The following is a 26,816-nucleotide window of genomic DNA, read 5'->3' on the forward strand; positions in this document are numbered from 1 at the left end:
TCAGAAGGCGGGCCAGGGTATGGGTCTGCTCGAGCGAGGCTCCGGCATGACGGGGCGGGCGATCAGCTCCTGCGCCCGATCGAGCACCGCGACCGTTTCGGTCAGGGTGATCTTGTCGACCAAGCGTGGTGCGGTGACCGTATCGAACGTCTCGACGAACCTGACCACGTCGGTCATCAGTGCGTCGTCCACAGCCTGGCCTGCCCACCCCCACAGCACCGTGCGCAACTTGTTCTCGGCGTGCAGGCAGATTCCGTGGTCGACTCCGTACACGTAGCCGTCGAGGCCTTCGAGTGCGTGCCCACCCTTGCGATCGGCATTGTTGAGGATCACGTCGAGAACCGCCATCCGCTGCAGCCGCGGATCGTCGGCGTGGATGAGTGCGATTTCCTCGCCTTCGCCGTCGTACGCCTGCAGTACCGGAATCCATCCCGCCGGCACGAGATCGGGACGGCAGATGTCGACGAGGTCGACGCGTCCCTCGGCGCGCTCCTCCGGCGTGTCGATCCACTTCTGCACCATGCCGGGACCGAACGGCCCGTCGCGCAGCACCGTGGGCGGTATGACACCCCAACCGAGGGCCTCGGAGATCTCGTACGACGCCACTTCGCGGCCCGCGAGAGTGCCGTCCGGGAAATCCCAGAGCGGCACTTCCCCACGAACGGGTTTGTAGACGCACCGCACGGCCGAGTCGCCCTCACCCGCCTCGCACACCAATGTGGCGTTGCTGGCCGACACCACACGACCGACGACGGTCAGGTCGCCGGTCTCCATGGTTTCGCGGCCCTCGAACGGCGGCAGTTCGACGGTCAAGATTCGTCGGCCTCGGTCACCGGTCCGAACGTCGCACCGCGGCGGTAGCCGTTGGTTCGGATGCAGACGTGTCCTTCGGGGGCCAGTGGTTGTCCACACAGCGGGCACGGTGCACGGCCCGCCGCGATGACGCGTTCGGACCGCACCGCGAACTCGCGGGCCTGTACCGGAGTGAGGAACACGCGGACGGCATCCGGGCCCTCGTCGGTGTCGTCGAGAACGACGGATTCGTCCACCTCGACCTCGCTGACGGCGAGAAGTTCCACCACGACGGCGTTGGCGTCGGCATCCCAGCCGAGCCCCATCGTCCCGACGCGGAACTCGGTGTCGATCGGAGTCAACAACGGACTGGTGTCGACCTGGTCGGTCTCCTCGGCCGGAACGTCGGCTCCGAAGCGGCGGTGCACTTCTTCCAGGAGCAGCCCCATCCTGTCGGCGAGTACCTGGACCTGCTGCTTCTCCAAGGCAACCGACACCACTCGGGCGTCGTGCACCGCCTGGAGGAAGAACGTTCGGTCGCCCGGTTCCCCAACGGTCCCGGCAACGAAACGATCAGGGGTGCGAAAAACGTGTATGGCGCGCGGCATTGCACCTCCTAACGACTCGAACAGCTCCGCGAAGCACTTTCCGGAACTTTCATTATCGACCACAGATCGACCATGGTCGGTATTGCTTGCCCTCCAGCCTGCCACCGATCGGGGTGTCGGCGCCGAATCGGCGCTCTAGCTGCCTGCCCCACCACCGACGACCGCGTCGGAAGAGTCCGCGTTACCCGATTCCGGCGTGCTGGGCTCCTCGGCCTTCGGGACGAACGCACTCAGATCGGACCCGGTGTCGTTGGTCCGCAGTACGAAAGGCCGCGTCGAGGTGTAGCGCACGACACTGATCGATGCCGGGTCGGCGACGATGCGCTGGAAGGAATCGAGGTGGGCACCCATCGCATCCGAGAGCACCGACTTGATGACGTCACCGTGCGAGCACGCCACCCACAACACGTCGCGGCCGTGGTGCGCGGCCAACCGGGCGTCGTGCTCGCGCACGGCCTGTACCGCGCGTTGCTGCACCGTCGCCAAGCCCTCGCCTTCCGGAAAAACCGCAGCCGACGGATGCTGCTGAACGACCTTCCACAGCGGCTCGGCCAGCAGCTCCTTGATCGTCCGGCCGGTCCACTGCCCGTAGTCGACCTCCACCAACCGATCCTCGACCACCGGCGAGAGCCCCAGCTTGGCAGCCAACGGCTCGACCGTCTGCTCGCACCGCAGCAACGGCGAGCGCACGATCTCGGACACGGGAAGCTCGCCGAGGCGATCCGCCACCGCCTGCGCCTGCTCACGCCCACGATCATCGAGCTCGACTCCCGCGCTCCGACCCGCGAGCGTGCCCGCGGTGTTCGACGTCGAGCGGCCGTGCCGAAGCAAGATGACTGTCATTGCAACGAGCCTAATGAGGACGAACCTACGTTGCAGATACGACCCCACCGGCCAGCAGGCCGAGCACCACGACACCCAGCACGATGCGGTATCCGACGAACCAGTACAGCGAGTGGTTCGCGACGAACTTCAGCAGCCAGGCGATCGAGGCGTAGCCGAGCCCGAAGGCGATGATCGTGGCCACCAACAGCTGCGGACCCGACGCAGCCAGACCGGAGCCGACCGGCTCGAAGGCGTCGGGCAGCGAGAAGAGACCGGAGGCAGTGACCGCCGGAATGGCGAGCAGGAACGAGAAGCGAACCGCTGCCTCGCGTTCGAGCCCGAGGAACAGGCCTGCGCTGGTCGTCGCCCCCGAACGGGACACTCCGGGGATCAACGCGAGACACTGCGCCAGACCCATGACGATGCCGTCCCGGGTGGTCAGCTTCTCGATCGGGCGCTCTTTGCGACCCACCTTCTCCGCGATGGCGATGACGACGGCGAACGCGATCAGCATGAAAGCGATGAGGTAGAGGTTTCGTGCACCGGTGCGGATCTGGTCCTTGAACAGCAGGCCGAGAACGCCGATGGGAATGGTGGCAATGATCACGTACCACCCCATGCGGTAATCGAGTCCGCGTTCTTCCTTCTTCTTCAGGCCGACGAACCACGCCTTGACGATTCTGACGATGTCTCGCCAGAAGAACAGCAGCACAGCGGCTTCGGTGCCGAGCTGGGTCACCGCAGTGAACGACGCGCCCGCGTCCTCGTTCCAGAACACACTGGACACGATGCGCAGGTGCCCGGACGAAGAGATCGGTAGGAATTCGGTCAAGCCCTGCACTGCACCGAGGATGATCGCCTGCAGCCACGTCATGTCGATCATGCTGCGTCACCCTTCGAGATCGGTGTCGATGAACTGTTCACTATCGATGCGCGGCCGACGGCCTGCCCCCTGAATTCGCGATTCACGGGCACGACCGTACCCGGCGCGGCACCTGCGCACCGAGCGGCGCGGCGCACTACTGTGCACTGGCGGCAGTGCAGTTCGACAGCGACGATCACACGTAAAAGGACATTCGGCACATATGAAGCAGAGATCGGTCGGCACCAGCGGACTCCGAGTCTCCAGACTCGGCCTCGGCACCCTCGGATGGGGTAGCGGAACCGACGGTGACGACGCCGCAGCACAGTTGTCGGCGTTCGCCGAGGCCGGCGGCACGCTCGTCGACACCTCTCCGGCGTACGGGGACGGACGCGCGCAACGTGTGCTCGCCGAGTTGCTCGACGACGTCGTCCCCCGGCACGAACTGGTGATCAGCAGCGCAGCGGGACTGAGTTCGCGCTACGGCCGCTATCACGTCGACTGCTCCCGCCGCGGCCTGCTCGGCCAACTCGATGCCACTCTGCGCGAGCTCGGAACCGACTACCTCGACCTCTGGCAGGTGGCGGCCTGGGACCCGATGACCCCGGTCGACGAGGTCGCCGCGACGCTCGACTACGCCGTGACCAGCGGGCGGGTCCGCTACACCGGTGCCCGTGGATACCTCGGCTGGCAACTCGCGACGGCGGCAGGCGCGGCCGGTACCGGACACATCGTGGCCACTCAGGCCGAGTATTCGCTGCTCGCGCGCGGAATCGAGGACGAGCTGGTTCCGGCCGCGCACCACCACGGCATCGGCATACTCGCCGCGGTCCCCCTGGCAGGCGGCGTCCTGACGGGCAAGTATCGCAACGGCGTACCCGCGGACTCCCGTGGGGCCGACGAACTACACGCCGAGGCCGTGCACGCGTACCTGACCGACTCCGCTGTGGGCGTCGTCGACGCGGCCGTCACCGCTGCCGACGGGCTCGCCACTTCTCCCCTGGTGGTTGCACTCGCATGGGCGCGGGACCGACCCGGAGTGAGCAGCGCCATCGTGGGAGCGCGGGACCTCGCGCAACTGATGGGCGCACTGATGGCCGAGGAACTCGAACTGCCGCCGGCGATCGCATCGGCGCTGGACGACGTCAGCGCCTGAAGACCCGTCAACATCGGACAGGCTAACCTTCCGTTGTGACCGTCAACCGTCTCGCCGCCGTGCTCCTCGTCGCCGGACTTCTGGTCGCCTGCTCGGCGAACACCCCCGGCGCAGAATTGCCGGGCTCCATCGGCCCACGGACCGCCGTCGTCGACGACCCGGACCCGGAACCCGTCACGGCCGATCCAGTGGCCGTACTCCCCGTCACCGTGACCGGGTTCGACGGCGTCGCCGTGACGGTGACGGACAACACCCGCATCGTCGCTGCCGACCAGTACGGCACGCTCGCCGAGACCGTCTTCGCGCTGGGCCTCGGCGACAACCTCGTCGGTCGTGACACCTCTGCCACATTTCCTGCGGCCGAGGACGTGCCCGATGTCACCCCGACCGGCCATTCCCTGAGCGCCGAGGGAATTCTGGCGTTGTCGCCGACCGTCGTGCTGACCGACACCAGCATCGGTCCACGCGCTGTGCAGGATCAGATCCGAGCCGCGGGAATTCCCGTCGTGTACTTCGACCCCACGCGGACTCTGGCCGGCGTCGCAACCCAGATCGAGGCCGTGGCAGCCGCCCTTGGGGTGCCCGACGCCGGTGCCGCCCTCGCCGAACGAACGGACACCGAGATCTCGGCAGCGTCGAACGACGCTCCAGGCTCCACCGAACCGCTGAAGATCGCGTTTCTGTACATGCGCGGTCCGGCAATCAAGATGCTCGCCGGGCCCGGCTCGGGAGCCGACGCACTGATCGAGGCTCTCGGTGCCAGGGATGCCGGTGTCGAATCGGGTCTGACCGAGCAATTCGTGCCGGTCACCAGCGAAGCCTTGATCGCCGCAGCACCCGACGTCATTCTGATGATGACCAAGGGCCTCGAATCGATCGGCGGAATCGAGGGTCTCGAGCAGATCCCCGGAATCGCCCAGACCCCTGCAGGCCGAGAACGCCGGGTGGTGGACATGGACGACGGGACCATCCTCAGTTTCGGCCCGAACACGGGAAAGGTGTTGGGCGCACTGTCGAAGGCCGTGTACGACCCGGCGTCATGACGGACCGGACATTCGCCGAAGCACGGACGGGTCGCGGGCGGGTTCTGGCCACATTCGGAGCCCTGGGCGTGGCGCTGGTGGGCCTGGCATTGATCTCGGCCGTCGTGGGGCAGGTTCCGACGACTCCGCTGGAAGTACTGGGCAGTCTGATACATCGGGTGGGACTCGACATCGGACCGATGCCCGCCCATCCCAGCGGTGAGGTGACGCTGTGGCAGGTCCGATTCCCGCGACTGACGCTGGCTGTCGTCGTCGGTGCGTGCCTGGGGTGCGCGGGTGCGCTGCTCCAGGGGGTGTTCGCCAATCCACTGGCCGAGCCGGGTGTTGTCGGGGTCTCCTCGGGTGCCGCCGTCGGAGCCAGCTCGGTCATCGTGCTCGGTGGCAGCTTCGCCGGAGTCTGGAGTGTGGCGTTCGCTGCATTCGTCGGCGGGCTCGTCACCACGATCGCCGTGTATTTCCTCGCTCGTAACGCAGGTCGCACCGAAGTGGTGACGCTCATCCTCACGGGCGTTGCGGTCAATGCCTTCGCCGGCGGCATCATCGCGTTCTTCACCTTCGTCGCCAGTCCCGCCGCCCGCGATCAGATCGTGTTCTGGCAGCTGGGGTCGCTCGCGGGAGCAACCTGGCAGTCGGTGGCAGTAGTCGGCCCGCTCGCACTGCTCGGAATCGGAGCCTCCATGGCGATCGCCCGCAGACTCGACCTGCTTGCGCTCGGAGAGAACGTGGCACGCCATCTGGGCGTGAACGTCGAACGACTCCGGCAGTTCGCCATCGTCGTCGTCGCCCTGCTCGTCGCGTCCGGGGTCGCCTTCACCGGAATCATCCTGTTCGTGGGTCTGGTGGTTCCGCACGCCATGCGGATGGTGCTCGGTCCCGCCCATCGACTCCTCATTCCGGCCAGCGCCCTCGCCGGGGGCGTCGTGCTGGTCGCTGCCGATCTCGTCACCCGGACCCTCGTTGCGAACGTCGACCTACCGCTCGGCATGGTGACCTCGCTGGCGGGTGCCCCGTTCTTCTTCTGGCTGCTCCGCCGTACCCGTGCTCGCCAGGGCGGCTGGGCGTGACGAGACGCATCGGCGCCGCGCGACGCGACATCCCGGCCGCCCCCGAACCGGGTTCGAGCACCCTCGTCGCCCGCGGAGTCTCCGCACGGCGCGGGGACGCGACGGTGTTGTCCGATATCCACCTCGACGTGGTGGCCGGCGAGATACTGGCGTTGGTGGGCCCCAACGGCGCGGGCAAATCGACGCTGCTGTCGGTCCTGGCGGGAGATACCGAGCCCAGTGCCGGATCGGTTCTGCTGGGCGACGAACCGCTGACCCGCATCCGCACGGTGGACCTGGCCAGGCGACGCGCTGTGCTCCCTCAACAACACAGCGTCGGGTTCGCGTTCACGGCCGGCCAGATCGTCCGGATGGGTCGAGCCCCATGGGTCGGCACGTCAGCGGCACGCAACGACGACGACCGCGTCGCCGCAGCCATGTCCGCCTGTGATGTGTCGGAGTTCTCGCGTCGACCGTTCGCGTCACTCTCGGGAGGCGAGCAGGCCCGAGTCGCGTTGGCGCGCGTCATAGCGCAGGACACCGCAACGATCATGCTGGACGAACCCACCGCCGCACTCGACGTGGGACATCAGGAGTCGGTGATGGCCGTGGTGCGCTCACTCGCCGCACAGGGCCGTGCCGTGGTCGTCGTGCTGCACGATCTCGGACTCGCAGCGGCGTACGCCGACCACGTCGCGATCCTGGATTCGGGAGAATCGATTGCTACCGGTCCGCCGCGGAAAGTGCTCACCGCCGAGCGGCTGGGCCGGGTCTACCGGCACCCCGTCGACGTGTTCGATCATCCCGACACGGGCGAACAGCTGGTGGTTCCCCACCGTGTCAGAAACCCTCCAGCACGGAATTGACCCGATCGAAGAAGGCACGCACCGCCGTGGTGTCTCGCTGTGACGCATCGGACAGCTGCTGCGCATGTGCGACCGCATCACGCACCACGCCGACAATGCTGCGTTCGTCGGTCAGATCGACTTCGGTGACCGAATGCTCGGCGACCGCCTCGACCTCGGACCGGTCCGGTACGGGAGACCGCACATCGGCTCGGTATATCTCCACGTACAGGGTGCTTCTGTGCACGCGAAACGCGAACGCACGGCCGTCATCGGTCCGCCCGAAGCCGTTCGCGTGCGTTCCCGCGTTCACTTCCTCGACGACGAAGTGTGTTTCCTCGGATCCCACGTCCACTCCCATGTCGTGCATTCACCTCGGACGATCACGCTACCGCTTCCTCGGACGCGGCCGGACGACAACAGATCCGGCGCGGTCGATTTCGCCGAGATCGCCGCACGCTGGTACAGATGTGGCAGCGCCTCCACAGGCAGCATCTTCTCGAGGAAGTAGGTTCGGCCTCATGCGAACACCGTCGGCTCGTTCGATTCGCGCGGCAGTCGCGTCCGCGCTCGCCGTCGTCACAGTCCTGTCGGTCGGCGGGTGTTCCAGCGACGACGAGAACGCGGACGACATCTCCGTCGAACCCCGACCGCCTGCCGAGTCCCCCGAGGCGACCGTGACCCCCGCCGGAACCGTCAGCGCGTTCGCTCCGGTGGACGCCCTCACCTTCGACCCCGTCACCCGCACCCTGGTGGCGCTGACCGACGCATCGACAACCGTGACCCTGGTCCGCGACGAAGCCACGGCCGAGGCCCGCGTGGTCGACCTGGGCTCGACGGGAGCAGAACTCGTCGCCGGGCGGGACTCGACAGTGCTCGTTCCGATGGACGGTGCCGTCGCGAGGATCGGCGTGGCGGACGGTCGCCGCACCGATATGACCGTCGACGCCGACGCACTGTCCGCAGCAGACCTGCCCGACGGCACGACGGCCGTCGGCGACGACAGTGGAACGGTCCGCGTGCTCGATACGAACGGCCAGGTCACCGCCACGGTCTCCGGCGGCAGCCTGACCTCGGCCGACGCACTGGCCAGTACACCGAAAGGCGTCTCGGTCCTCGACCGTCGACAGACATCGGTGACCGATCTCAACCTGGACGACGGCACCCTCGGCGTGGCCCTGCGTGCAGGCGAAGGTGCCGCGGAGATGACCAGCGACGAATTCGGCCGCCTGCTGGTCACCGACTCGACCGGAACCGAGCTGCTCGTTTTCACCTCGCACGATCTGCTGATGCGGCAACGCTTTCCGGTCGGCGCACAGCCGTGGGCGATCACCTACGATGAGCAGTCCGGTATCGCATGGGTGACATTGCCGGCCCTCAACGAGGTGGTCGGGTACACACTCGACACCGGAATTCCTGTCGAAGTCGAGCGGTTGGCCACTGTGCGGCAGCCCGATTCGGTGGCCGTCGACGCCGACACCGGCGACCTGTACGTGGGATCGGCAACCGGTGACGGACTGCAGCGCATCCCCGCTGCTGGTCGTTGAACCGGGGTTCTGCCACAACGACTCTGGTGACGAAGGAGACACGTGAGCACACACGAGAGTTCGACTCCTGGTCGAGCGAAGATGCCCGTCGGATGGGAAGTGTCGCCCTCCGACGACTGGGAATACGTGCCGCTGAGGTTGCCCCCTGACGTGACCAGGGTTACCGCGTCGATGCGGCTGGCGATTCAAGCCGAGTTCGGCGGCTGGGAGCTGTCGCGGGTTCGCCTCTACACCGACGGCAGCAGACGCGTGCTGCTCAAGCGCAAGAAGACCGCGCATCACATCCCGGAGCCCGGAATCTGAGCCCGACGGCAGTACTGTTCCACCGCAGGATGTTGGACCGAGCCGGATCGATCGGAAAGAAGAACGTGGGAGACCGTCTGTACCGCGCCCTGTTGCGCTTGATGTTCCTCGTGCCACCGGAGAAGATTCACCACCTCGCGTTCGGGGTGCTCCGCGCCGTGGCCGTCGCGCCGCCGCTGCGTTTTCTGGCCGAGAAGGCGTTCGTGGTCGATGATCCGCGACTGCGCTCGACGGTGTTCGGCGTCGACTTTCCCGCTCCCCTCGGTCTTGCGGCCGGCTTCGACAAGAATGCAGACGGCATCGATGCCTGGGAGCCCATCGGATTCGGTTTCGCCGAGATCGGCACGGTGACGGCTCAGAGCCAGCCCGGTAATCCCACGCCTCGACTGTTCCGGTTACCTCTCGACCGCGCCATCGTCAACCGCATGGGCTTCAACAATCACGGTGCCGAACACGCCGCGGACCGATTGCGCGGCCGGCGCACGCGCATCCCGATCGGTGCCAACATCGGCAAGACCAAGATCGTGGAGCCGGCCGACGCTGCTGCGGATTACACGGCCAGCGCGCGGCTGCTGGGCCCGTTGGCGGACTTCGTGGTCGTCAACGTCAGCTCCCCCAACACTCCGGGTCTGCGTGACCTGCAGGCCGTCGAATCGCTGCGGCCGATCCTGGTGGCGGTCCAGTCGGTTGTCACAGTGCCGGTATTGGTCAAGATCGCCCCCGACCTCTCCGACGAGGACATCGACGCGGTGGCCGACCTGGCCGTCGAACTCGGCCTCGACGGCATCGTGGCCACGAATACGACGATCTCGCGCGCGGACCTGCGCAGCGATGCGGAACTGGTTGCCGGAATGGGCGCTGGAGGCCTGTCCGGAGCTCCGCTGGCAGAGCGATCACTGGAGGTGCTGCGGCGTCTCTACCGCCGAGTGGGCACCCAGCTGACGTTGATTTCCGTCGGGGGAATCGAGACCGAGGCGCAAGCTTGGGAGCGCATCACTGCGGGAGCTTCTCTGGTGCAGGGCTATACGGGGTTCATCTACGGCGGCCCGCTGTGGATCAAGGGCATTCACCGGGGACTGGCAGCTCGGCTCGACAAACACGGGTTCGCCACGATCGCCGAGGCGGTGGGCTCGGCGAACAGGCCCTGAACCGTCGGGTGTCGAAACGAATCTTCCGACACCCGACGATCGAGCTCAGGCCTCGTAGATGCCGGTGAGGACCGCGCGACCGATGGCGTGCGAGAACAGATTGAAGCCGAGGTAGGCCGGGGTGGCCGTCTCGTCGACTTCCAGTCGCTCGACGTCCACCGCGTGAACGGCGATGAAGTACCGGTGCGGTCCGTGACCTGCGGGCGGGGCTGCACCGATGTAGCGGAACAGACCGGCGTCGTTCTTCAGTGTCACCGCGGTGCTGGGAACTCCGGTTCCGCCGTCGTCGCCGGCTCCCGATACCAGCGACGTCGTTCCGACGGGAATGTTGGCCACGGCCCAGTGCCAGAAGCCGGATGCCGTCGGCGCGTCGGGGTCGTAGACGGTGACGGCGAAGCTCTTGGTGCCCTCGGGGAATCCGGACCAGGACAGCTGCGGGGAGTTGTCGTGTCCACCGGCTCCCATGATTCCGCTGACCTGCTGGTCCTTCAGGGTCTTGCCGTCCTCGACATCCTCGGACGTCAACTCGAAGGACGGTAGGTCCGGAAGCGAGTCGTATGGGTTGTACGCCACGATGGTTCCTTTCGTATCAGCTGTGCAACAAGAAGTGTTCGAGTACCTGTGTACCGAACTCCAACGACTCCACGGGTACTCGTTCGTCGATGCCGTGAAACAACGCCGCGAAATCGAGTTCCGGCGGAAGCTTCAGTGGAGCGAACCCGAAGCATCGAATGCCGATGCGCGCGAACGCTTTTGCGTCGGTGCCGCCGGACAGCATGTACGGCACGGTACGGCCGTTGGGGTCGTGCGCGAGGACGGCGTCGTTCATCGCATCGACGAGATCCCCGTCGAACGTCGTCTCGTACGGTTCGAGCTTCGTGATCCACTCGCGTTCGACATTCGGGCCGATCAACTCGTCGACCTCCTTCTCGAATGCCGCCTGCCGTCCGGGCAACACGCGGCAATCCACCACGGCAGTCGCGGTCTGCGGAATCACGTTGGCCTTGTAGCCGGCCGAGAGCATCGTGGGGTTCGCCGTGTCGCGCAGGGTTGCGCCGACGATGCGCGCGATGCTGCCGAGTTTGAGCAGGGTTCCGTCGATGTCCGGTGACGTCGGATCGAAATCGAGACCCGATTCCTCCGAGACCGCCTGCAGAAACTGTGAGACCGATTCGGTGAGCACCAGCGGGAAGGTGTGATTGCCCAGTTTGGCCACTGCCTCGGCCAGGTACGTCACGGCGTTGTCGTCGTGCAGGAACGATCCGTGCCCGGCCCGAGCCTTCGCGGTCAGCCGCATCCACGCCAGGCTCTTCTCGGCGGTTTCCACCATGTACAGCCGCTTCTCGGTGCCGTCCGGGCGAGCGACGGTGAGCGAGAACCCGCCGACCTCGCCGACCGCCTCGGTGACACCCTCGAAGAGATCGGGTCGATTGTCGACCAGCCAGTGCGATCCGTACTTGCCACCCGCTTCCTCGTCGGCGAGGAAGGCGAACAGGATGTCGCGAGGTGGCACGGTTCCGGTGGACTTGAACTGCCGGGCCAGCGCGAGGGCCATGCCGACCATGTCCTTCATGTCCACCGCGCCGCGGCCCCACACGTACCCGTCCTCGACGGCTCCGGAGAACGGATGCACGCTCCAGTCGGCGGGTTCGGCAGGCACGACGTCCAGGTGTCCGTGGACCAGCAGCGCGCCGCGCGAGGAGTCCGCTCCGCGCAGCCACGCGAACACGTTGCCGCGGCCGGGGGCACCGGACTCGACGTACTCCGTCTCGTACCCCACCTCCTCGAGCTTGCTCGCCACCCACTCGGCGCATTCCTTCTCGCCGACCGTGGTCTCGAGTTCTCCGGTGTTCGACGTATCGAATCGAATGAGGGAACTGACCAGATCCACGACTTCGTCGAGGGCAACGGTGGCGTCGATATCGGTTGTGTTTCCGGGATTGCTCACATCGCTGGGCACACGTCGTTCCTACCACCAGAATCCGCTCCGGGCACCATGAGAAACGGCCTCGAGCATGAACTGACGTGGGGATTTGGGTTATCGGGAACCCGTCGGATAATCTTACGCAGCACACAGCGGCCGGCTGTGAAAGCAACAAAAGAATATGCGACAGCGGTCGCACTTGTCCGAGTGGCGGAATGGCAGACGCGCTAGCTTGAGGTGCTAGTGTCCTATTAACGGACGTGGGGGTTCAAGTCCCCCCTCGGACACCGTCTGAAAGATGCAGACAGACAAAGATTTTCACAGATCTGAGTTGAGACAGACGAAACGGACCCTGATTCTTCGGAATCGGGGTCTTTTTCGTTCTGCGCTCGCTCTTTCGGCTCGACCGGGCCGACGCTAGGAGACTGACGATGGACGCGATCGACCCCACCGACCTCGAGACGTGCCTGCGCGTGCTGAAGCAGGCAGCGGAACTGGACAAGAATCACCCCGATTCGATCGCCGTGCAGCGCGCGTCCGGTGCCATGTTCAAAGATCTCAAGCGTGCTCGACGCGTCGCCGCGCGCAATGCGGTCAACGCGGCCGACCGTGCCGTCGTCGCCGCCACCGCAACAGGATCCCCGGACCGAATCGACGACGAGACAGCTGGACTGTCCCTGTCCTCACGCGCCGAGGGAGATATAGCAGGCACGCTGATCAAGGCCCGTCCCTGCTATATCTGCAAGCAGCGTTACACCCACGTCGACTCGTTCTATCACCAGCTGTGCCCCGAGTGCGCGACGCTCAATCGCGGCAAGCGCAACGCTCGAACCGACCTGTCCGGGCGGCGGGCGCTGCTGACCGGTGGGCGCGCGAAGATCGGCATGTACATCGCACTTCGGCTGCTCCGCGACGGTGCCCACACCACGATCACCACGAGGTTTCCCAACGATGCCGTGCGTCGCTTCGCGGCGATGGACGACAGCGACCAGTGGCTGCACCGTCTGCGTGTCGTCGGTATCGACCTTCGTGATCCGGCTCAGGTTGTGGCCCTTGCCGATTCGGTCGCGGCCGAGGGCCCCCTCGACATCCTGATCAACAACGCCGCACAGACCGTCAAGCGCTCCCCCGGCTCTTACAGCGCGCTGGCCGAGGCCGAGGCCGAACCTCTGCCTGCGGCCCTGACCGAGGGCGCAGGACCGGAGCGCATCACGTTCGGCAAGACCAGCGATGCGCATCCAGCGTCGTTGGCGAGTTCGTTGCCCGCCACCGCGATCGGCGGCAGACCGACCGCTGCCCTGAGCGCCGACGACGTTGCCTCGCTGGCGATGGTCGCCGGCTCGGTGACGGCCGAGAGGATCGAGAGCGGTCTCGCCATCGATGCCGGTGGTCTGGTACCCGATCTCGCCGAGACGAACAGCTGGATCCACACCGTCGAGCAGGTCGACCCGGTCGAGCTGCTCGAGGTACAGCTCTGCAACTCCGTAGCCCCCTTCATCCTGGTCTCGCGGTTGCGCACCGCGATGGAGGCCTCGGACGCGCGCCGCAAGTATGTCGTGAACGTCTCGGCCATGGAGGGCCAGTTCGGGCGCGCCTACAAGGGTCCGGGGCACCCCCACACCAACATGGCCAAGGCCGCGCTGAACATGCTCACGCGCACCAGCGCGAAGGAGATGCTCGAGAGCGGAATCCTGATGACCGCCGTCGACACCGGCTGGATCACCGACGAACGGCCGCACCCCACCAAGATGCGGCTCGCCGACGAAGGTTTCCACGCTCCACTCGACCTGGTGGACGGTGCCGCCCGGGTGTACGACCCGATCGTGCAGGGAGAGCTCGGAAACGATCTGTACGGCTCGTTCCTCAAGGACTACCAGCCGTCGCCCTGGTGATTTTCGCGTGCGTCCCCCTCGGTGAACGCGGACTGCGATACTCGTAACTCGAAGTCGTTGCGCGTGAGCGAACGGCCCTTCTTCACGCACCGATAGGCGGTCACCATGGGCGAGGACGTCGAGCGCCGTAAGTTCACCAGGCAGGACCGGCACGAGTTCCGCCAGAAGGTCCAGGACTGTCTCGATGCCCTGGCGGTCATGTTGGCCGACGAGACCTTCCACGTCGGTGAACCCCAGATCGGCATGGAAATCGAGCTCAATCTCGTCGACGACGACATGGAGCCGTCCATGGCCAACGCGGCGGTGCTCGACGCCATCGCCGACCCCGACTATCAAACCGAGCTCGGCCAGTTCAACATCGAGATCAACGTCGACCCTCGGCCACTGCGCGGTGCCTCGATCGCCGAGTTGGAGACGGACCTGCGCAGATCGCTGAATGCAGCGGACGAACGCGCCCGCACCTCGGGTAGTCGTCTCGCCATGATCGGCATGCTCCCGACTCTGGACGAGGAGCACTTCGAGCACCGGTGGCTCTCGGCGAATCCGCGCTACGACCTCCTCAACCAACAGATCTTCGCCGCGCGCGGCGAGGACATCGAACTGAAGATCGGCGGAGTTCGGCTGCCCGGTGCCGCTGCGGCCGAGGACCTCGACATCGTGACCGACACGATCCTGCCCGAGGCGGCCTGCACGTCGGTTCAGCTGCACCTCCAGGTGGCTCCGGACGAGTTCGCGTCGTATTGGAATGCAGCGCAAGCCCTTTCGGGCGTGCAGGTGGCACTCGCCGCGAACTCGCCGTTCTTCGCCGGTCGCGCGCTGTGGCACGAGACCCGTATTCCGTTGTTCGAGCAGGCCACCGACACCAGGCCGCAGGAGCTCAAGAATCAGGGAGTCAGACCACGGGTGTGGTTCGGCGAACGGTGGATCACCTCGATCTTCGATCTGTTCGAAGAGAATTCGCGCTACTTCCCTGCGTTGCTTCCCGTCTGCAGCGAGGAGGACCCCAAGGCTGCGCTGGCCGAGGGCAAGACACCGTCGCTGTCCGAACTGCGCATGCACAACGGAACCGTCTACCGGTGGAACCGGCCGATCTACGACCGGTCCGGCGACGGCCACCACATCAGGCTCGAGAATCGTGTACTCCCGGCCGGACCGTCGGTGGTGGACACTCTCGCCGACGCGGCGTTCTACTACGGAACCGTCCGCGCACTGGCCGATGCAGACCGCCCGCTGTGGTCCCAGATGTCGTTCGACGCCGCCGAGGAGAACGTGCACTCTGCGGCCCGCGGCGGGTTCGATTCGATGCTCTACTGGCCCGAGGTGGGCTGGGTGAGTCCGCAGGAACTGGTGTTGCGTCGGCTGCTGCCACTGGCCGACGCCGGGCTGGCCGCCTACTGCGTGGACGCGACGGTCCGCGACCGCTATCTCGGGGTGATCGAAGCGCGGTGCCTGGCCAAGCAGTCCGGCTCGGTGTGGCAGCGCAACGCCGTCGTCGCCCGCGAACGCGCCGGTGAGAAGCGCGATAGAGCGCTTGCGGGAATGCTCGGTGATTACGTCACCCTCATGAATGCCGGAGAACCCGTGCACACCTGGACGAACTGACGGCGCGTCGACTCGCCGGGGTGACCCGCGTTAGTGTCGCTGGTATGAACTCGCCTGCATCCGACTCCCCCGATCGCACTCACGACATCGTCGTCTACGGCGTCACCGGCTTCGTCGGGAAATTGACGGCGAAGTACCTCGCCGAGCACGCACCGGCCGACACCCGGATCGCTCTCGCAGGGCGCTCGACGTCCAAGGTGGAAGCCGCCAGGAAGGAACTGGGCTCCAGAGCTCAGCAGTGGCCCGTTCTCGAGGCCGACGCCACAGACGTCGCGTCGCTGCAGGCCATGGCCCGATCGACCCGAGTCGTCATCACCACGGTCGGTCCCTACGCCAAGTACGGCTTGGAACTGGCAACGGCGTGCGCCGAGGCCGGGACGGATTACGTCGACCTCACGGGCGAGGTCCTGTTCGCCCGCGAGAGTATCGATACCAACCACGAGATCGCTCAGCGCACCGGGGCCCGCATCGTCCATTCGTGCGGCTTCGACTCCATCCCGTCCGACATCGGCGTACACGCCCTGTACGAGGCCGTCACGGCCGACAACGCCGGCGAGCTCACCGACACGACCCTGGTGGTCACGTCGATGTCCGGTGGGGTCAGCGGCGGCACCATCGACTCGCTGCGCGGGCAGATCGAGGCAATGAAGAAGGACAAGCGGGCCCGACGCATCGCCGCTCGGCCCTACTCGCTCAGTCCTGATCGCGGCCTCGAGCCGCAACTCGGCCGTCAGCTCGACACCGTGCTGATCGACGGCAAGAAGATCGACCCCAGCCTGCGTGGCTGGAAAGCCCCCTTCGTGATGGCCTCGTACAACACCCGAGTCGTGCGGCGTACCAACGCACTTCGCGACTGGGCGTACGGAAAGCAGTTCCGCTACAGCGAGGTGATGAGTGTCGGCTCGTCGTTCGCCAGCCCCGTCCTTGCCGGTGCACTGTCTGCGGGGCTGTTCGTCGGCGTGTCCGCCATGACTGTTCTTCCGGCCAAGGTGCTCGACCGCATTCTGCCCAAGCCGGGCACCGGCCCCAGTGAAAAAGCCCGCGAGAAGGGACATTTCACGGTCGACCTGTACACCCTCACCACCTCCGGCGCGCGCTACCGGGCGCGGGTCAAGGCCTCGGGCGACCCCGGCTACAAGGCCACCGCGGTGATGCTGGCGGAGTCGGCACTCGCGCTCGTGCACGGGGGCGACGCCTTGCCGAAGGCCAGCGGAGTTCTCACGCCCGCCACTGCGATCGGCGACGTCCTCGTGGACCGTCTCAATGCTGCCGGAATGGAGATCTGGGCCAAGCGAAACTGAGTCCTTTCGTCGTTGTGGACAGGTGCTGGCACGATGGACCCGTGCCGAACCACAACTACGGACTCACGCTGAACTGGACGGGCAACCGCGGTGTCGGTACCACCGGCGCCGCGGCGTACGACCGCGATCACATCGTCTCGGCGCCGGGGAAGCCCGACCTCCACGCGAGCTCCGATCCGAGCTTTCGCGGCAATCCCGAACGCTGGAATCCCGAGGAGATGCTCGTCGCCTCGCTGTCGAGTTGCCACATGCTGTGGTACCTCGGACTCGCTGCTGCATCGGGCATCGTCGTCACCCACTACACCGACTCCCCCACCGGAGTGATGACCGAGCAATCCGATGGTTCGGGTCAGTTCGTCGAGGTCACCCTGGCTCCGGTCGTGACCGTCGTGGACCCGTCGATGGTGCCGCGCGCCGAGAAACTGCACGCGTCCGCGTCGTCGAAGTGCTTCATCGCGCGATCGGTCAACTTCCCAGTGCGGCACACCCCGACGACGGAGGTGGCGTCGTGACCGTCCCCTTGATCGTCGACGTGGACACCGGAATCGACGATTCTCTCGCCTTGCTGTACCTGCTGGCCAGCGAGGATGCCGAGATCCTCGGCATCGCATCCACTGCGGGCAATGTGCCGGTGAACCAGGTTGCCGCGAACAATCTCGCCTGGCTCGACCTGTGCCGCGCGGGCGATGTCGAGGTCTCGCTCGGCGCACAGGTACCCCTCGTCGCACCGCTGATGACCACCGAGGACACCCACGGGCCGCAGGGCATCGGGTACGCGGAGCTTCCGGTGTCGTCGCGGCCGCTCTCCGACCGCGACGCCACCACGATGTGGGTGGAGCTGGTTCGTTCCCGTCCGGGCGAGATCACCGGGCTCGTGACCGGTCCGCTGACCAATCTCGCGCTGGCAATTCGCCGCGACCCCGAGCTACCTCGACTGCTGAAGCGACTGGTGTTGATGGGCGGAGCCTTTCAACACCAGGGCAACACGACACCGACCAGCGAATGGAACATCGCCGTGGACCCCGAGGCAGCCGCAGAAGTGTTCGCGGCCTTCTCCGGACTACCGCCGGAACGGCATCCCATCGTCTGCGCGCTCGACATCACCGAGACCATCGAGATGACCCCCGAACACGTCGGTCGACTGGCCGCGCGAGCGGAAAGCCTTCCGGTGGAGTCGATCTCCACCGACGACGCACCGGGTGTTCGTTCGATCGCGTCGAACCCCGTCGTGCGGCATTTCTCCGACGCGGTGCGGTTCTACATGGAATTCCATCGCGATCACGATCAGGGATTCCTGGCACACATGCACGATCCCTTCGCTGCGGCTGTCGCGTTGGATACCGATATCGCCACCTACCGTCATGCGACCGTCGACGTCGAACTGCTCGGAACCCTCACGCGGGGAACGACCGTCGCGGACTGGCGCGGCATGTGGGGCAAGGCCCACAACGCCGCGATCGCCACGCACACCGATCCGGAGGCATTCTTCGACCGGCTGATCGAACGGGTCGGAGCGCTCGCCGCCCGGCTCTACCCCGCGACTCCGGCAGCCGAAGCAGATTCAGGAATCGAACGCGTCGAGTAGTTCCTGAGCGGCAAGCGCGGCGGTCAGGGAACCGTCGCGCACACGGGCTTCGACGTCGCCGCGAATGGCCTTGACGGAGGGATTCTGCGCCAGCCTGCGCAGCAGTTGGTCGTTGACCATGGTCCACGTCCAATCGACCTGCTGCTTGCGACGCTTCTCTGCGAATTCGCCTGCGTCGCTGAGTACTTGCTGGTGCCGAAGGACGGTGTCCCAGTACTCGTCGAGTCCGGTGCCCTCGATGGCACTCATCGTCAACACCGGGGGCTTCCAGATCGCGTCGTGCGGGTAGATCAGCCGCAGTGCTCCCGCCAACTCCCGCACTGCGTTCTTCGCGTCGGTCGCGTGCTTGCCGTCGGCCTTGTTGACGGCGACCAGATCTGCGAGCTCGAGAACGCCCTTCTTGATGCCCTGCAACTGATCTCCGGTACGCGCCAGCGTGAGGAACGTGAAGCAGTCCACCATGTTCGCGACCGTCACCTCGGACTGCCCGACGCCCACCGTCTCCACCAGAATGACGTCGAAGCCTGCCGCTTCGAGGAGCACGATCGTCTCCCTCGTCGCACGTGCGACCCCGCCCAGAGTTCCCGACGTCGGAGACGGCCGAATGTACGCGTTCTCCTGCACCGCGAGCCGCGACATCCGGGTCTTGTCTCCCAGGATGGAACCGCCGGTACGCGTCGACGACGGATCGACCGCAAGCACCGCGACTCGGTGCCCCTTCTCGATCAAGCGCATCCCCAGCGCGTCGATGAACGTCGACTTGCCGACTCCGGGCACTCCGGTGATACCGACCCGGTGAGAGCCGCCCGCATCGGGCAACACCCGCAGCAGCAACTGCTGAGCCAGATCACGATGATCCGAGCGGGTGGACTCGACCAGGGTGATGGCACGCGCCAGCCCGGATCGTTCGTTCGCTCGGACCGACTCGGCCACCGCATCGATGTCGATGACGCGGCCCTTGTTCGGAGAGTTCATATTCAGGCGTTGGCCTCGCGTGGTGCATGCCCGAGCGCAACGGACAGCTTCTCCACCAGGCCGATCGCCGCGTCGGCGATGACGGTGCCCGGAGGGAAGATCGCCGCGGCACCCGCCGCGTAGAGCTCGTCGAAATCGCCGGGTGGGATGACGCCACCGACGACGATCATGATGTCCTCGCGCCCGACGTCGGCCAAGGCCTGCCGCAAGGCGGGCACCAGCGTCAGATGGCCTGCCGCCAGCGACGACACTCCCACGACGTGCACGTCGTTGTCGGCGGCCTGGCGGGCCACCTCCTCAGGGGTCTGGAACAGCGGGCCGACGTCGACGTCGAAGCCGATGTCCGCGAACGCTGTGGCGATGACCTTCTGCCCTCGGTCGTGCCCGTCCTGACCCATCTTGCACACCAGGACACGGGGCCGACGGCCCTCGTCCTCGGCGAACTGCTCGACCAACGCGGTGGCGCGGGTGATGTTCTCGGATTTGCCTGCCTCGTCGCGGTACACACCACTGATTGTCCGGATTTCGGCCTGATGGCGCCCGTAGACCTTCTCGAGTGCATCGGAGATCTCGCCGACGGTGGCCATCTTGCGCGCCGCGTCGATGGCCAGAGCCAGTAGGTTGTTCTCCATCCCCGGCTGATCCGAGGCTGCAGCTCTGGTCAGGTTGGCAAGCGCGGCCTCGACCTCGGCGGTGTCCCGCTCGGCCCGCAGTCGTTCGAGCTTCTCGATCTGCTCACGCCGAACCTTGGAGTTCTCGACCTTGAGCACCTCGATGGTGTCGGGCTCGTCGGGCACGTACTTGTTGACGCCCACCAGGGGCTGACGGCCGGAGTCGATGCGAGCCTGGGTGCGGGCCGCCGCCTCCTCGATGCGCAACTTGGGAATGCCCTCGCCGATGGCCTGAGCCATACCGCCTGCTTCTTCGACCTCGGCGATGTGTGCCCGGGCCCGATTCGCGAGCTGATGGGTGAGCCACTCGACGTAGTGCGAGCCACCCCACGGGTCGATCGGTCGGACGGTGTTCGATTCCTGAGCGATGAGCAGCTGAGTGTTTCGAGCGATCCGCGCCGAGAAGTCCGTCGGCAGAGCAAGTGCCTCGTCCAGGGCGTTGGTGTGCAACGACTGGGTGTGGCCCTGGGTGGCCGCCATCGCCTCCACACAGGTACGCGCGACGTTGTTGAACACGTCCTGTGCCGTCAACGACCAACCCGACGTCTGCGAATGAGTGCGCAGGGAACGGGATTTGGCGCTCGTGGGCTCGAATTGCTGGACGAGCTCGGCCCACAGCAGGCGCCCGGCCCGCAGCTTGGCGACCTCCATGAAGAAGTTCATTCCGATGGCCCAGAAGAACGACAGACGTGGTGCGAACGTGTCGATGTCCATGCCCGCATCCAGACCGGCCCGGATGTACTCGACACCGTCCGCGAGGGTGTAGGCAAGCTCGAGATCGGCTGTGGCACCGGCCTCTTGGATGTGGTACCCGGAGATGGAGATCGAGTTGTACTTGGGCATCTTTTCGCTGGTGTACGCGAAGATGTCCGAGATGATGCGCATCGACGGCTTCGGTGGATAGATGTAGGTGTTGCGCACCATGAACTCTTTGAGAATGTCGTTCTGAATGGTGCCGGCGAGTTTCTCCGGCCCGACACCCTGCTCCTCGGCGGCCGCGACGTACAGCGCCAGGATCGGCAGCACCGCACCGTTCATGGTCATCGAGACCGAGACGCTGCCCAGGTCGATGCCGTCGAACAGTTGCCGCATGTCGTAGATGGAATCGATGGCGACTCCGGCCATTCCGACGTCGCCCTGCACACGCGGGTGATCGGAGTCGTAGCCGCGGTGGGTGGCCAGGTCGAACGCCACCGACAGACCCTTCTGGCCGGCCGCGAGGTTCCGACGGTAGAAGGCGTTGGACTCGGCTGCGGTGGAGAAGCCGGCGTACTGGCGGATCGTCCACGGCTGATTGACGTACATCGTGGGGTACGGCCCGCGGAGGAACGGCGGGGCACCCGGGTAACTGTGCAGCGGGTAGCCCTCGGCCTCGGCGGCCGCGCGATCGGCCTCGGTGAACACCGGCTTGACGTCGATGCCCTCCGGGGTGGACCACACCACCTGCTCGGGGGTGTAGAAGTTGGCCTTCGCACCCTGCTGCACATGGGCGGCGACGTCCTCGGCCGACGGCGGCGTCGGCGTCGGCTCGTCGGGATCGACCAGGGGCACGTCGGCAAAACTGCCGATGGTGTGTGAGGTTCGGTTCTCGTCGGTCGTCACTTCGAGGCTCCCAGGGTGTCGAGAAGTTCGGTCAGCACGGCGACGGCGTCGACCTTCGCGGTGAGGAATCCATCGGGACGCGAGGTTCCCTCGATGCCGGCGAAGATCTTCTCGGGGCCGGCGAGCAGAACCTGCGTGACGCCTGCGGCCCGGAGCGCGTCCACGGCAGTGGCGGCCTCGTCGGCGTATCGCTTGTCGGTGCCGCACACCACGGCTATGCGAGCTCCGGACGTCTCGACTGCTGCGGCGATACCGTCGACCGTCAGCGGGCCGGGATTGACGGCCTCGATTCCGCCTGACGCCAACAGGTTCGACGCGAACGTCGTTCGGACGTTGTGTTCGGCGACGCTGCCCAGCGGGACCAGTAGCACTGCGGGGCGAGAATCGTGCTCGGCCAGAAAGGCATCCGAACGGTCTCGCAGCGCCTCGAATGCCCGTCCGTACCGATACACCGTTGCCGGGCCCTGCTGCGCGGTTTGTTCGGGGCTCAGTGCAGCCTCGGCCAGGTTGGGAAATTCGTTGACACCGGTGAGCGGGGTCACTCGGTGCGCGACGTCGGAATCGCGTTCGGCGCGGGTCTTCTCGATCGCGGCCACGAGCGAACCGTCGTCGACGGCGGCCCGGAATCCGCCCGACGCTTCGATGGTCTGGAAGAACTCCCAGGCCTTCGCGGCGACCGCCGACGTCAGCTCCTCGATGTACCAGGACCCGGCACCGGGATCCAGAACCCGCCCGAGATGCGCTTCTTCGAGCAGCAACAGCTGGGTGTTCCTGGCGATGCGGGCCGCGAACGTCTTCGACACGCCGGCTGCGCCGCCGCCCAGTGCCGCGTCGAACGGCAGCACGGTCACCGAGTCGGCACCGCCCACTCCCGCACCGAACGACGCCAGGGTGGTCCGGAGCATGTTCACCCATGGATCCCGCTGCGACATCATCGCTTCCGAGGTCACCGCATGCTGAGGAGCATCACCGGCGTCGGGCGCCCCGCACACCTGCGCGATCCGCGCCCACAGCGTGCGAGCGGCCCGGAACTTCGCGATGGTCTGGAACTGATCGTCGGTGGCGGCGAACCGGAACTCGATCTGTCGCAGCGCATCCGAGATGTCGATACCGGCGTCGGTCATGGACCGGAGGTACTCGAGGCCTGCGGCGATCGCCGCACCGATCTCCTGCGCGTCACCGCCACCGAGATTGTGGAACACGGTGCCCTCGACCGTGATCGTACGAACCGTCTCGGCGCGGCCGATCGACTCGCGAACCAACTCGAGCGCCTCGGCCAACTCGATCGACTCGGCTGCGCCCAACCCCGCTGTGAGAGTGGACACGCCGAGCCGGACATCGACCGCGGCGCGATCGTCGATATCGGCCGAATCGAGCACCCCGAACACCGCGGTGGCCGCTGCGCGAACATCCGCGCGCGCATCGAGCGTGAGCGGTGCGAGCTCGAGAAACACCCCACGCAGTACCTCCGGCAGAGCAGTCGGATCGACGCCACCGCCGCCGACCGTCAACCACAGGGCACTGGTGCCGTTGGAGAGGGAATCGAGTATCTGGGTATTGAGCGTCGACGCGTCATCGGCTGCATCACCGAGCGAGCCGTGGCGGGTGCACACCTTCCAACCTGCGTTGACGTCGCGGTGGGGGTCGCGGCCCCGCAGGTAGGGAAACTGCCCGGGCAGCGGACCTTCCGGTCGCTCGTCGAACGCGGTGTACAACGGGGACACCGTGATGTCGTCGTACGTCGTGGAATCGAGAAGATGCTCGGCATCGGCGGGCAGATCGGCCACCTCGACCCGGCGGGATTTGGCCAGAACACCGGCCACTGCCTTCTGCCAGGCCGCATGAGCGCTGCGTGCGGCATCTTCGTGCGACGCGATGGACACGTGTGCTGCTCCCTCGGTTCGGCGGGTAGTCCTGCACCCGACTTGAAGTGATGCTAACCCCAGCTCCTTGCAGGCTATCGTGAGGATCACCTCACGTTCGGTCGTGCGGCTCGGCCCTCCGACTCGGTGAAACCGAGTCTGTCACCTCGCGCCGGTACGCTGACCTCTCGTGACCCGGCACTTGCGCGACCTCCGACTGATCGCGCTGTTGGCGGTGATCGTCGTGTTCGCTCTGGTGGCCGTGTTCGCGCCCCATCCGAGTGTCGAGCAGATTCGTGATTGGGGCACCTCCGTCGGCCCGGCGTTCCCGCTCGTGTTCTTCTGCGTGCACGCGATCGTGACCGTTGCCCCAGTCCCGAGAACCTTGTTCACGCTCAGTGCAGGAGTGCTGTTCGGGCCGCTGACCGGTCTGGCGGTGACGATCGGAGCCTCGACGGTCAGCGCGATTCTGGCCCTGCTGCTGGTTCGCGCGATCGGTCGGGATGCGGTGGCAGCGCGGATGTCGCATTCGGCCCTCGATTCGATCGACGACAGCCTGCGCCGACGCGGTTGGCTGGCCGTCGGCTCGCTGCGCCTGATCGCCCCGGTGCCGTTCTCGCTGGTGAACTACGCCTGCGGCGTGTCGGCGGTTCGTCCCGGCCCGTTCGCCCTGGCCACCGCCGTCGGAATGCTGCCCGGCACCCTCGGAATCGTCGTGATCGGCGGAGCAATCGGAGGCGAGACGCATCCAGCACTGTTGGTTCTGTCTGCGGTCTGCATCGCCGTCGGTCTGAGCGGTTTGGTGATGGATTGGCGTCTGTCGCGTAGCGCGCGATCCGAGCCCGTATCCGTGAGCGGCCGACAATGTCGGAACCTTGACTACGATGAATCAAGTCATGAAGCTTGACTACGGCAAATCAATGTTCTAGCCTTGTCTCATGTTCGTGCTGACCGTGGATCAACGCCGCAGCCGACGCGATATCGATCGCGTACCCGACCTGCTCGAGCACTATCGCGCCCACCAGCTGGTTCGTCCCTTCGATCGCACCGCAGGCGACGAAGTACAGGCCGTCTGCGAGGATGCAGCCACCGTGGTCTCGATAGCTCTCGAACTGGTCGCCACCCCGCACTGGAGCGTGGGAATCGGTATCGGATACGTGGAACTCCCGCTACCGGAAACGACGCGGGCAGGTCGCGGACCGGCGTTCGAAGCCGCCCGAGATGCTGTGACCAGAGCCAAGAATGCCCCTGCCGCACTCGCGGTCAGCGGCCCCGAATCCGCGACCGCAGAGGACGCGGAGACCGCTTCGACCCTGGTTGCCCTCCTCATCAATCGACGATCGGACCAGGGGCGAGAAGCAGTTGCACTGATGGAGCGCGGGCTGACGCAGACCGAGGCCGCCGAACAATTGAAGATCAGCAAACAAGCGATGTCACAACGACTCTCGGTCGCGGGCTGGCACGTCGAGAGCGCAGGCCGCACCCTGGGCACCCGATTGCTCGAGGCAGCCGACGGAACAGGAAGCCACCGGTCATGATCGTCGCCACCCTCGTCCTGCTCGCACTGTCCGCAGTTGCCGCTACCGTCCCCACCGCAGACGGCGTCCGCCGGTGGCTGCCCACCGCGGTCGCGTCGAGCCTGCTCGCCGCAGCCGCAATCCTGGCCACCATGGCCGGGCCGGCCTACGGTCTCGGGCATGCCGTCGGAGTCGTCCTCAGCGTTGTCGCTGCAGCCGCGGGAGGGACGGCATCGGTCCCGACGGTGTTCCGAGTCGCACGACGACGTAGCGACTCCACCGGAGGTGATCCGGTAGAGCCGCTACGTGGTGGATTGACGATCGGCGTTCTCGAACGCGTGGCCGTTGCAGTGTCGATCCTCGCCGGCTGGCCGGAAGGCATCGCCGTCGTACTGGCAGTCAAGGGACTTGCGCGCTATCCCGAACTGCGCGAATCACATGCCTCCGAACAATTCATCATCGGAACCTTCGCCAGCGTCCTGTGGGCGCTCGCCGCAGCCGGAGTGGGCACCGCGCTGATCACGTGATCAGCGCTGTTCCGGCTCTGCCTCCGGTGACGCCGACAGGGCACCGACGTCGAAACCCTTCGACAGTTCGGGTGCGGACGCCAACGACGTGTCGACCGGCTTGCGCGCCACCGCTTCTGCAGCCTTGACCGCCTCGGCGACCGCCGGATCCGTCTTGGTCTCGAACCACTCGGCAACCTCGTCCGAGTCGTCCTCCGGCTTGGGCTCGTCGCCGGCCGATTCGTTGGGCTCGTACCGGAACACACCGTCCTCGCCGGGCGCACCGAGTGTCTTGGCGAAGCCCTTGAGCGCATCGCCGAAATCGCTCGGAATCATCCACACCTTGTTCGCATCGCCCTGCGCCATCTGCGGCAGCGTCTGCATGTACTGGTACGCCAGCAACTCCGGTGTCGGCTTGCCGGCCTTGATGGCACCGAACACCTTCTCGATGGCCTTGGCCTGGCCCTGAGCTTCGAGGTACTTCGCAGCTCGATCACCCTGTGCCCGCAGGATGCGCGACTGCCGCTCACCCTCGGCGGTGAGAATGGATGCCTGCTTGCCACCCTCGGCTGCAAGAATTCGACTCTGCTTGTCGCCCTCGGCCGTCTTGATCGCCGATTCACGATGACCTTCGGCGGTGAGGATGGTCGCTCGCTTCTCGCGATCGGCCTTCATCTGCTTCTCCATCGACTCCTGGATGGAGGGCGGCGGATCGATGCTCTTGAGCTCGACTCGGGCCACGCGCAGGCCCCAGCGTCCGGTCGCCTCGTCCAGCACGACGCGAAGTTGTCCGTTGATCGAGTCGCGCGAGGTGAGGGTCTCTTCCAACGTCATTCCGCCGACGACGTTACGAAGAGTGGTGGTGGTCAGCTGCTCGACGCCGACGATGTAGTTGTTGATCTCGTACACGGCCGATTGCGGGTTGGTCACCTGAAAGTAGACGACGGTGTCGATGGACACGGTCAGGTTGTCCTTGGTGATCACCGGCTGCGGCGGAAACGACACGACCCGCTCACGCAGGTCGACCTTGGCGCGGATGCGGTCGACGAACGGCACGAGGAACGTGAGCTGTCCGGACACGGTGCGGGTGTAGCGGCCGAGTCGCTCGATGACGGCAGCTTCGGCCTGCGGGACGATCGAGATGGACTTGGCCATCAACACCGCGACGAACGCGACGATGACGGCCAGTGCGATAAGTGCTTCCACT

26 protein-coding genes and 1 tRNA gene are annotated in these 26,816 nt (G+C 66.1%); 16 read left to right on the plus strand and 11 right to left on the minus strand.

The genetic code is table 11. The annotated features are described in order from the left end of the window. The 4 genes from AABD04_RS12230 to AABD04_RS12245 form a co-directional block, all read right to left on the minus strand. Complete coding sequence (locus tag AABD04_RS12230) at positions 1-774, minus strand: SCO1664 family protein (protein WP_341443024.1); 774 nt, start codon at positions 772-774, stop codon at positions 1-3. 35 nt (positions 775-809) lie between these two features. After that, a complete protein-coding gene (locus AABD04_RS12235) occupies positions 810-1,400 on the minus strand; it encodes a DUF3090 domain-containing protein (protein WP_243593058.1) in 591 nt (196 codons plus the stop codon). 135 nt (positions 1,401-1,535) lie between these two features. Next, positions 1,536-2,243 carry a histidine phosphatase family protein gene (locus tag AABD04_RS12240; RefSeq protein WP_243593059.1) on the minus strand — a complete coding sequence of 236 codons (708 nt, stop codon included), beginning with the start codon at positions 2,241-2,243 and terminating at the stop codon, positions 1,536-1,538. Positions 2,244-2,268: 25 nt separating this feature from the next. Continuing rightward, positions 2,269-3,099, minus strand: coding sequence for an undecaprenyl-diphosphate phosphatase (locus AABD04_RS12245; RefSeq protein ID WP_374230224.1), 831 nt, complete (start codon positions 3,097-3,099; stop codon positions 2,269-2,271). A gap of 211 nt (positions 3,100-3,310) precedes the next feature. Between AABD04_RS12245 and AABD04_RS12250 the strand changes: the two genes are divergently transcribed. Genes AABD04_RS12250 through AABD04_RS12265 form a run of 4 tightly spaced genes read left to right on the plus strand, consistent with a single transcriptional unit; the run spans position 3,311 to position 7,195 of the window. Continuing rightward, the gene (locus AABD04_RS12250; protein WP_243593061.1) at positions 3,311-4,243 is read left to right on the plus strand and encodes an aldo/keto reductase; all 933 of its coding nucleotides are present in this window, start codon (positions 3,311-3,313) and stop codon (positions 4,241-4,243) included. A gap of 35 nt (positions 4,244-4,278) precedes the next feature. After that, on the plus strand, positions 4,279-5,286 hold the full coding sequence (locus tag AABD04_RS12255) for a heme/hemin ABC transporter substrate-binding protein (RefSeq protein ID WP_341441348.1): 1,008 nt from the start codon (positions 4,279-4,281) through the stop codon (positions 5,284-5,286). After that, positions 5,283-6,350, plus strand: coding sequence for a FecCD family ABC transporter permease (locus AABD04_RS12260; protein WP_341441349.1), 1,068 nt, complete (start codon positions 5,283-5,285; stop codon positions 6,348-6,350). Before AABD04_RS12255 ends, AABD04_RS12260 begins: the two co-directional genes overlap by 4 nt. Beyond that, on the plus strand, positions 6,341-7,195 hold the full coding sequence (locus AABD04_RS12265; protein ID WP_341443025.1) for a heme ABC transporter ATP-binding protein: 855 nt from the start codon (positions 6,341-6,343) through the stop codon (positions 7,193-7,195). Before AABD04_RS12260 ends, AABD04_RS12265 begins: the two co-directional genes overlap by 10 nt. Here AABD04_RS12265 and AABD04_RS12270 read toward each other — a convergent pair. Then, positions 7,170-7,535, minus strand: coding sequence for a hypothetical protein (locus AABD04_RS12270; RefSeq protein ID WP_243609606.1), 366 nt, complete (start codon positions 7,533-7,535; stop codon positions 7,170-7,172). The two genes, AABD04_RS12265 and AABD04_RS12270, sit on opposite strands and share 26 nt — an antisense overlap. A 160-nt stretch (positions 7,536-7,695) precedes the next feature. On the opposite strand from AABD04_RS12270, the gene AABD04_RS12275 reads away from it, so the two are divergent. The 3 genes from AABD04_RS12275 (at position 7,696) to AABD04_RS12285 (ending at position 10,172) form a co-directional block, all read left to right on the plus strand. Beyond that, positions 7,696-8,721, plus strand: a complete 1,026-nt coding sequence (locus AABD04_RS12275) for a YncE family protein (protein ID WP_341441350.1) — start codon at positions 7,696-7,698, stop codon at positions 8,719-8,721. Between the two features lie 81 nt (positions 8,722-8,802). Next, entirely contained in the window at positions 8,803-9,024 is a 222-nt protein-coding gene (locus tag AABD04_RS12280; RefSeq protein WP_032377864.1) for a DUF5703 family protein, read from the plus strand. Positions 9,025-9,101: 77 nt separating this feature from the next. Then, positions 9,102-10,172, plus strand: coding sequence for a quinone-dependent dihydroorotate dehydrogenase (locus tag AABD04_RS12285; protein WP_341443026.1), 1,071 nt, complete (start codon positions 9,102-9,104; stop codon positions 10,170-10,172). 45 nt (positions 10,173-10,217) lie between these two features. Here AABD04_RS12285 and AABD04_RS12290 read toward each other — a convergent pair whose 3' ends face one another. Continuing rightward, complete coding sequence (locus tag AABD04_RS12290; RefSeq protein ID WP_128645948.1) at positions 10,218-10,745, minus strand: YbhB/YbcL family Raf kinase inhibitor-like protein; 528 nt, start codon at positions 10,743-10,745, stop codon at positions 10,218-10,220. Positions 10,746-10,761: 16 nt separating this feature from the next. Further along, complete coding sequence (locus AABD04_RS12295; protein WP_128645952.1) at positions 10,762-12,093, minus strand: M20/M25/M40 family metallo-hydrolase; 1,332 nt, start codon at positions 12,091-12,093, stop codon at positions 10,762-10,764. A 204-nt stretch (positions 12,094-12,297) separates the two neighbouring features. Here AABD04_RS12295 and AABD04_RS12300 point away from each other — a divergent pair. From AABD04_RS12300 to AABD04_RS12325, 6 genes are all read left to right on the plus strand, one after another. Further along, a tRNA-Leu gene (locus AABD04_RS12300) sits at positions 12,298-12,383 on the plus strand. Between the two features lie 144 nt (positions 12,384-12,527). Then, positions 12,528-13,988: an SDR family NAD(P)-dependent oxidoreductase gene (locus tag AABD04_RS12305; RefSeq protein ID WP_341441351.1), complete on the plus strand. Its 1,461-nt coding sequence runs from the start codon at positions 12,528-12,530 to the stop codon at positions 13,986-13,988. A gap of 105 nt (positions 13,989-14,093) precedes the next feature. Continuing rightward, entirely contained in the window at positions 14,094-15,590 is a 1,497-nt protein-coding gene (locus AABD04_RS12310) for a glutamate-cysteine ligase family protein (protein WP_341441352.1), read from the plus strand. A 44-nt stretch (positions 15,591-15,634) separates the two neighbouring features. Next, entirely contained in the window at positions 15,635-16,891 is a 1,257-nt protein-coding gene (locus AABD04_RS12315) for a saccharopine dehydrogenase family protein (RefSeq protein WP_335740213.1), read from the plus strand. Between the two features lie 41 nt (positions 16,892-16,932). Then, positions 16,933-17,403: an OsmC family protein gene (locus tag AABD04_RS12320; RefSeq protein ID WP_341441353.1), complete on the plus strand. Its 471-nt coding sequence runs from the start codon at positions 16,933-16,935 to the stop codon at positions 17,401-17,403. Next, positions 17,400-18,476 (plus strand): nucleoside hydrolase, encoded by a 1,077-nt coding sequence (locus AABD04_RS12325; RefSeq protein ID WP_341441354.1) that lies wholly within the window; start codon positions 17,400-17,402, stop codon positions 18,474-18,476. The genes AABD04_RS12320 and AABD04_RS12325 overlap by 4 nt, the downstream gene beginning before the upstream one ends. Here the strand turns inward: AABD04_RS12325 and meaB are convergent. Genes meaB through mutA form a run of 3 tightly spaced genes read right to left on the minus strand, consistent with a single transcriptional unit; the run spans position 18,453 to position 23,607 of the window. Continuing rightward, positions 18,453-19,451, minus strand: coding sequence for a methylmalonyl Co-A mutase-associated GTPase MeaB (gene meaB / locus AABD04_RS12330; RefSeq protein WP_341441355.1), 999 nt, complete (start codon positions 19,449-19,451; stop codon positions 18,453-18,455). The two genes, AABD04_RS12325 and meaB, sit on opposite strands and share 24 nt — an antisense overlap. Before the next feature lie 2 nt (positions 19,452-19,453). Continuing rightward, the gene (scpA, locus tag AABD04_RS12335; RefSeq protein WP_341441356.1) at positions 19,454-21,724 is read right to left on the minus strand and encodes a methylmalonyl-CoA mutase; all 2,271 of its coding nucleotides are present in this window, start codon (positions 21,722-21,724) and stop codon (positions 19,454-19,456) included. Further along, complete coding sequence (mutA, locus tag AABD04_RS12340; protein WP_341441357.1) at positions 21,721-23,607, minus strand: methylmalonyl-CoA mutase small subunit; 1,887 nt, start codon at positions 23,605-23,607, stop codon at positions 21,721-21,723. Before mutA ends, scpA begins: the two co-directional genes overlap by 4 nt. Before the next feature lie 169 nt (positions 23,608-23,776). On the opposite strand from mutA, the gene AABD04_RS12345 reads away from it, so the two are divergent. From AABD04_RS12345 to AABD04_RS12355, 3 genes are read left to right on the plus strand one after another with little or no spacing between them, the layout of a single operon-like run. Next, complete coding sequence (locus AABD04_RS12345; RefSeq protein WP_341441358.1) at positions 23,777-24,493, plus strand: TVP38/TMEM64 family protein; 717 nt, start codon at positions 23,777-23,779, stop codon at positions 24,491-24,493. Positions 24,494-24,524: 31 nt separating this feature from the next. After that, the gene (locus tag AABD04_RS12350) at positions 24,525-25,124 is read left to right on the plus strand and encodes a hypothetical protein (protein ID WP_341441359.1); all 600 of its coding nucleotides are present in this window, start codon (positions 24,525-24,527) and stop codon (positions 25,122-25,124) included. Beyond that, entirely contained in the window at positions 25,121-25,630 is a 510-nt protein-coding gene (locus AABD04_RS12355; protein WP_243593077.1) for a hypothetical protein, read from the plus strand. Before AABD04_RS12350 ends, AABD04_RS12355 begins: the two co-directional genes overlap by 4 nt. Here the strand turns inward: AABD04_RS12355 and AABD04_RS12360 are convergent, their stop codons facing one another. Further along, a complete protein-coding gene (locus AABD04_RS12360) occupies positions 25,631-26,815 on the minus strand; it encodes an SPFH domain-containing protein (RefSeq protein ID WP_341441360.1) in 1,185 nt (394 codons plus the stop codon). Position 26,816 lies beyond the last annotated feature (1 nt).

The sequence above is a fragment of the Rhodococcoides navarretei genome (assembly GCF_038069675.1).
Classification (GTDB): domain Bacteria; phylum Actinomycetota; class Actinomycetes; order Mycobacteriales; family Mycobacteriaceae; genus Rhodococcoides; species Rhodococcoides navarretei.

Coding starts and splice junctions, on each gene's coding strand:
- AABD04_RS12230 (WP_341443024.1), bottom strand. CDS start 774: ATGGAGACCGGCGACCTGACCGTCGTCGGTCGTGTGGTGTCGGCCAGC.
- AABD04_RS12235 (WP_243593058.1), bottom strand. CDS start 1,400: ATGCCGCGCGCCATACACGTTTTTCGCACCCCTGATCGTTTCGTTGCC.
- AABD04_RS12240 (WP_243593059.1), bottom strand. CDS start 2,243: ATGACAGTCATCTTGCTTCGGCACGGCCGCTCGACGTCGAACACCGCG.
- AABD04_RS12245 (WP_374230224.1), bottom strand. CDS start 3,099: ATGACGTGGCTGCAGGCGATCATCCTCGGTGCAGTGCAGGGCTTGACC.
- AABD04_RS12250 (WP_243593061.1), top strand. CDS start 3,311: ATGAAGCAGAGATCGGTCGGCACCAGCGGACTCCGAGTCTCCAGACTC.
- AABD04_RS12260 (WP_341441349.1), top strand. CDS start 5,283: ATGACGGACCGGACATTCGCCGAAGCACGGACGGGTCGCGGGCGGGTT.
- AABD04_RS12270 (WP_243609606.1), bottom strand. CDS start 7,535: ATGGGAGTGGACGTGGGATCCGAGGAAACACACTTCGTCGTCGAGGAA.
- AABD04_RS12275 (WP_341441350.1), top strand. CDS start 7,696: ATGCGAACACCGTCGGCTCGTTCGATTCGCGCGGCAGTCGCGTCCGCG.
- AABD04_RS12280 (WP_032377864.1), top strand. CDS start 8,803: ATGCCCGTCGGATGGGAAGTGTCGCCCTCCGACGACTGGGAATACGTG.
- AABD04_RS12305 (WP_341441351.1), top strand. CDS start 12,528: ATGGACGCGATCGACCCCACCGACCTCGAGACGTGCCTGCGCGTGCTG.
- AABD04_RS12310 (WP_341441352.1), top strand. CDS start 14,094: ATGGGCGAGGACGTCGAGCGCCGTAAGTTCACCAGGCAGGACCGGCAC.
- AABD04_RS12315 (WP_335740213.1), top strand. CDS start 15,635: ATGAACTCGCCTGCATCCGACTCCCCCGATCGCACTCACGACATCGTC.
- meaB (WP_341441355.1), bottom strand. CDS start 19,451: ATGAACTCTCCGAACAAGGGCCGCGTCATCGACATCGATGCGGTGGCC.
- AABD04_RS12350 (WP_341441359.1), top strand. CDS start 24,525: ATGTTCGTGCTGACCGTGGATCAACGCCGCAGCCGACGCGATATCGAT.
- AABD04_RS12355 (WP_243593077.1), top strand. CDS start 25,121: ATGATCGTCGCCACCCTCGTCCTGCTCGCACTGTCCGCAGTTGCCGCT.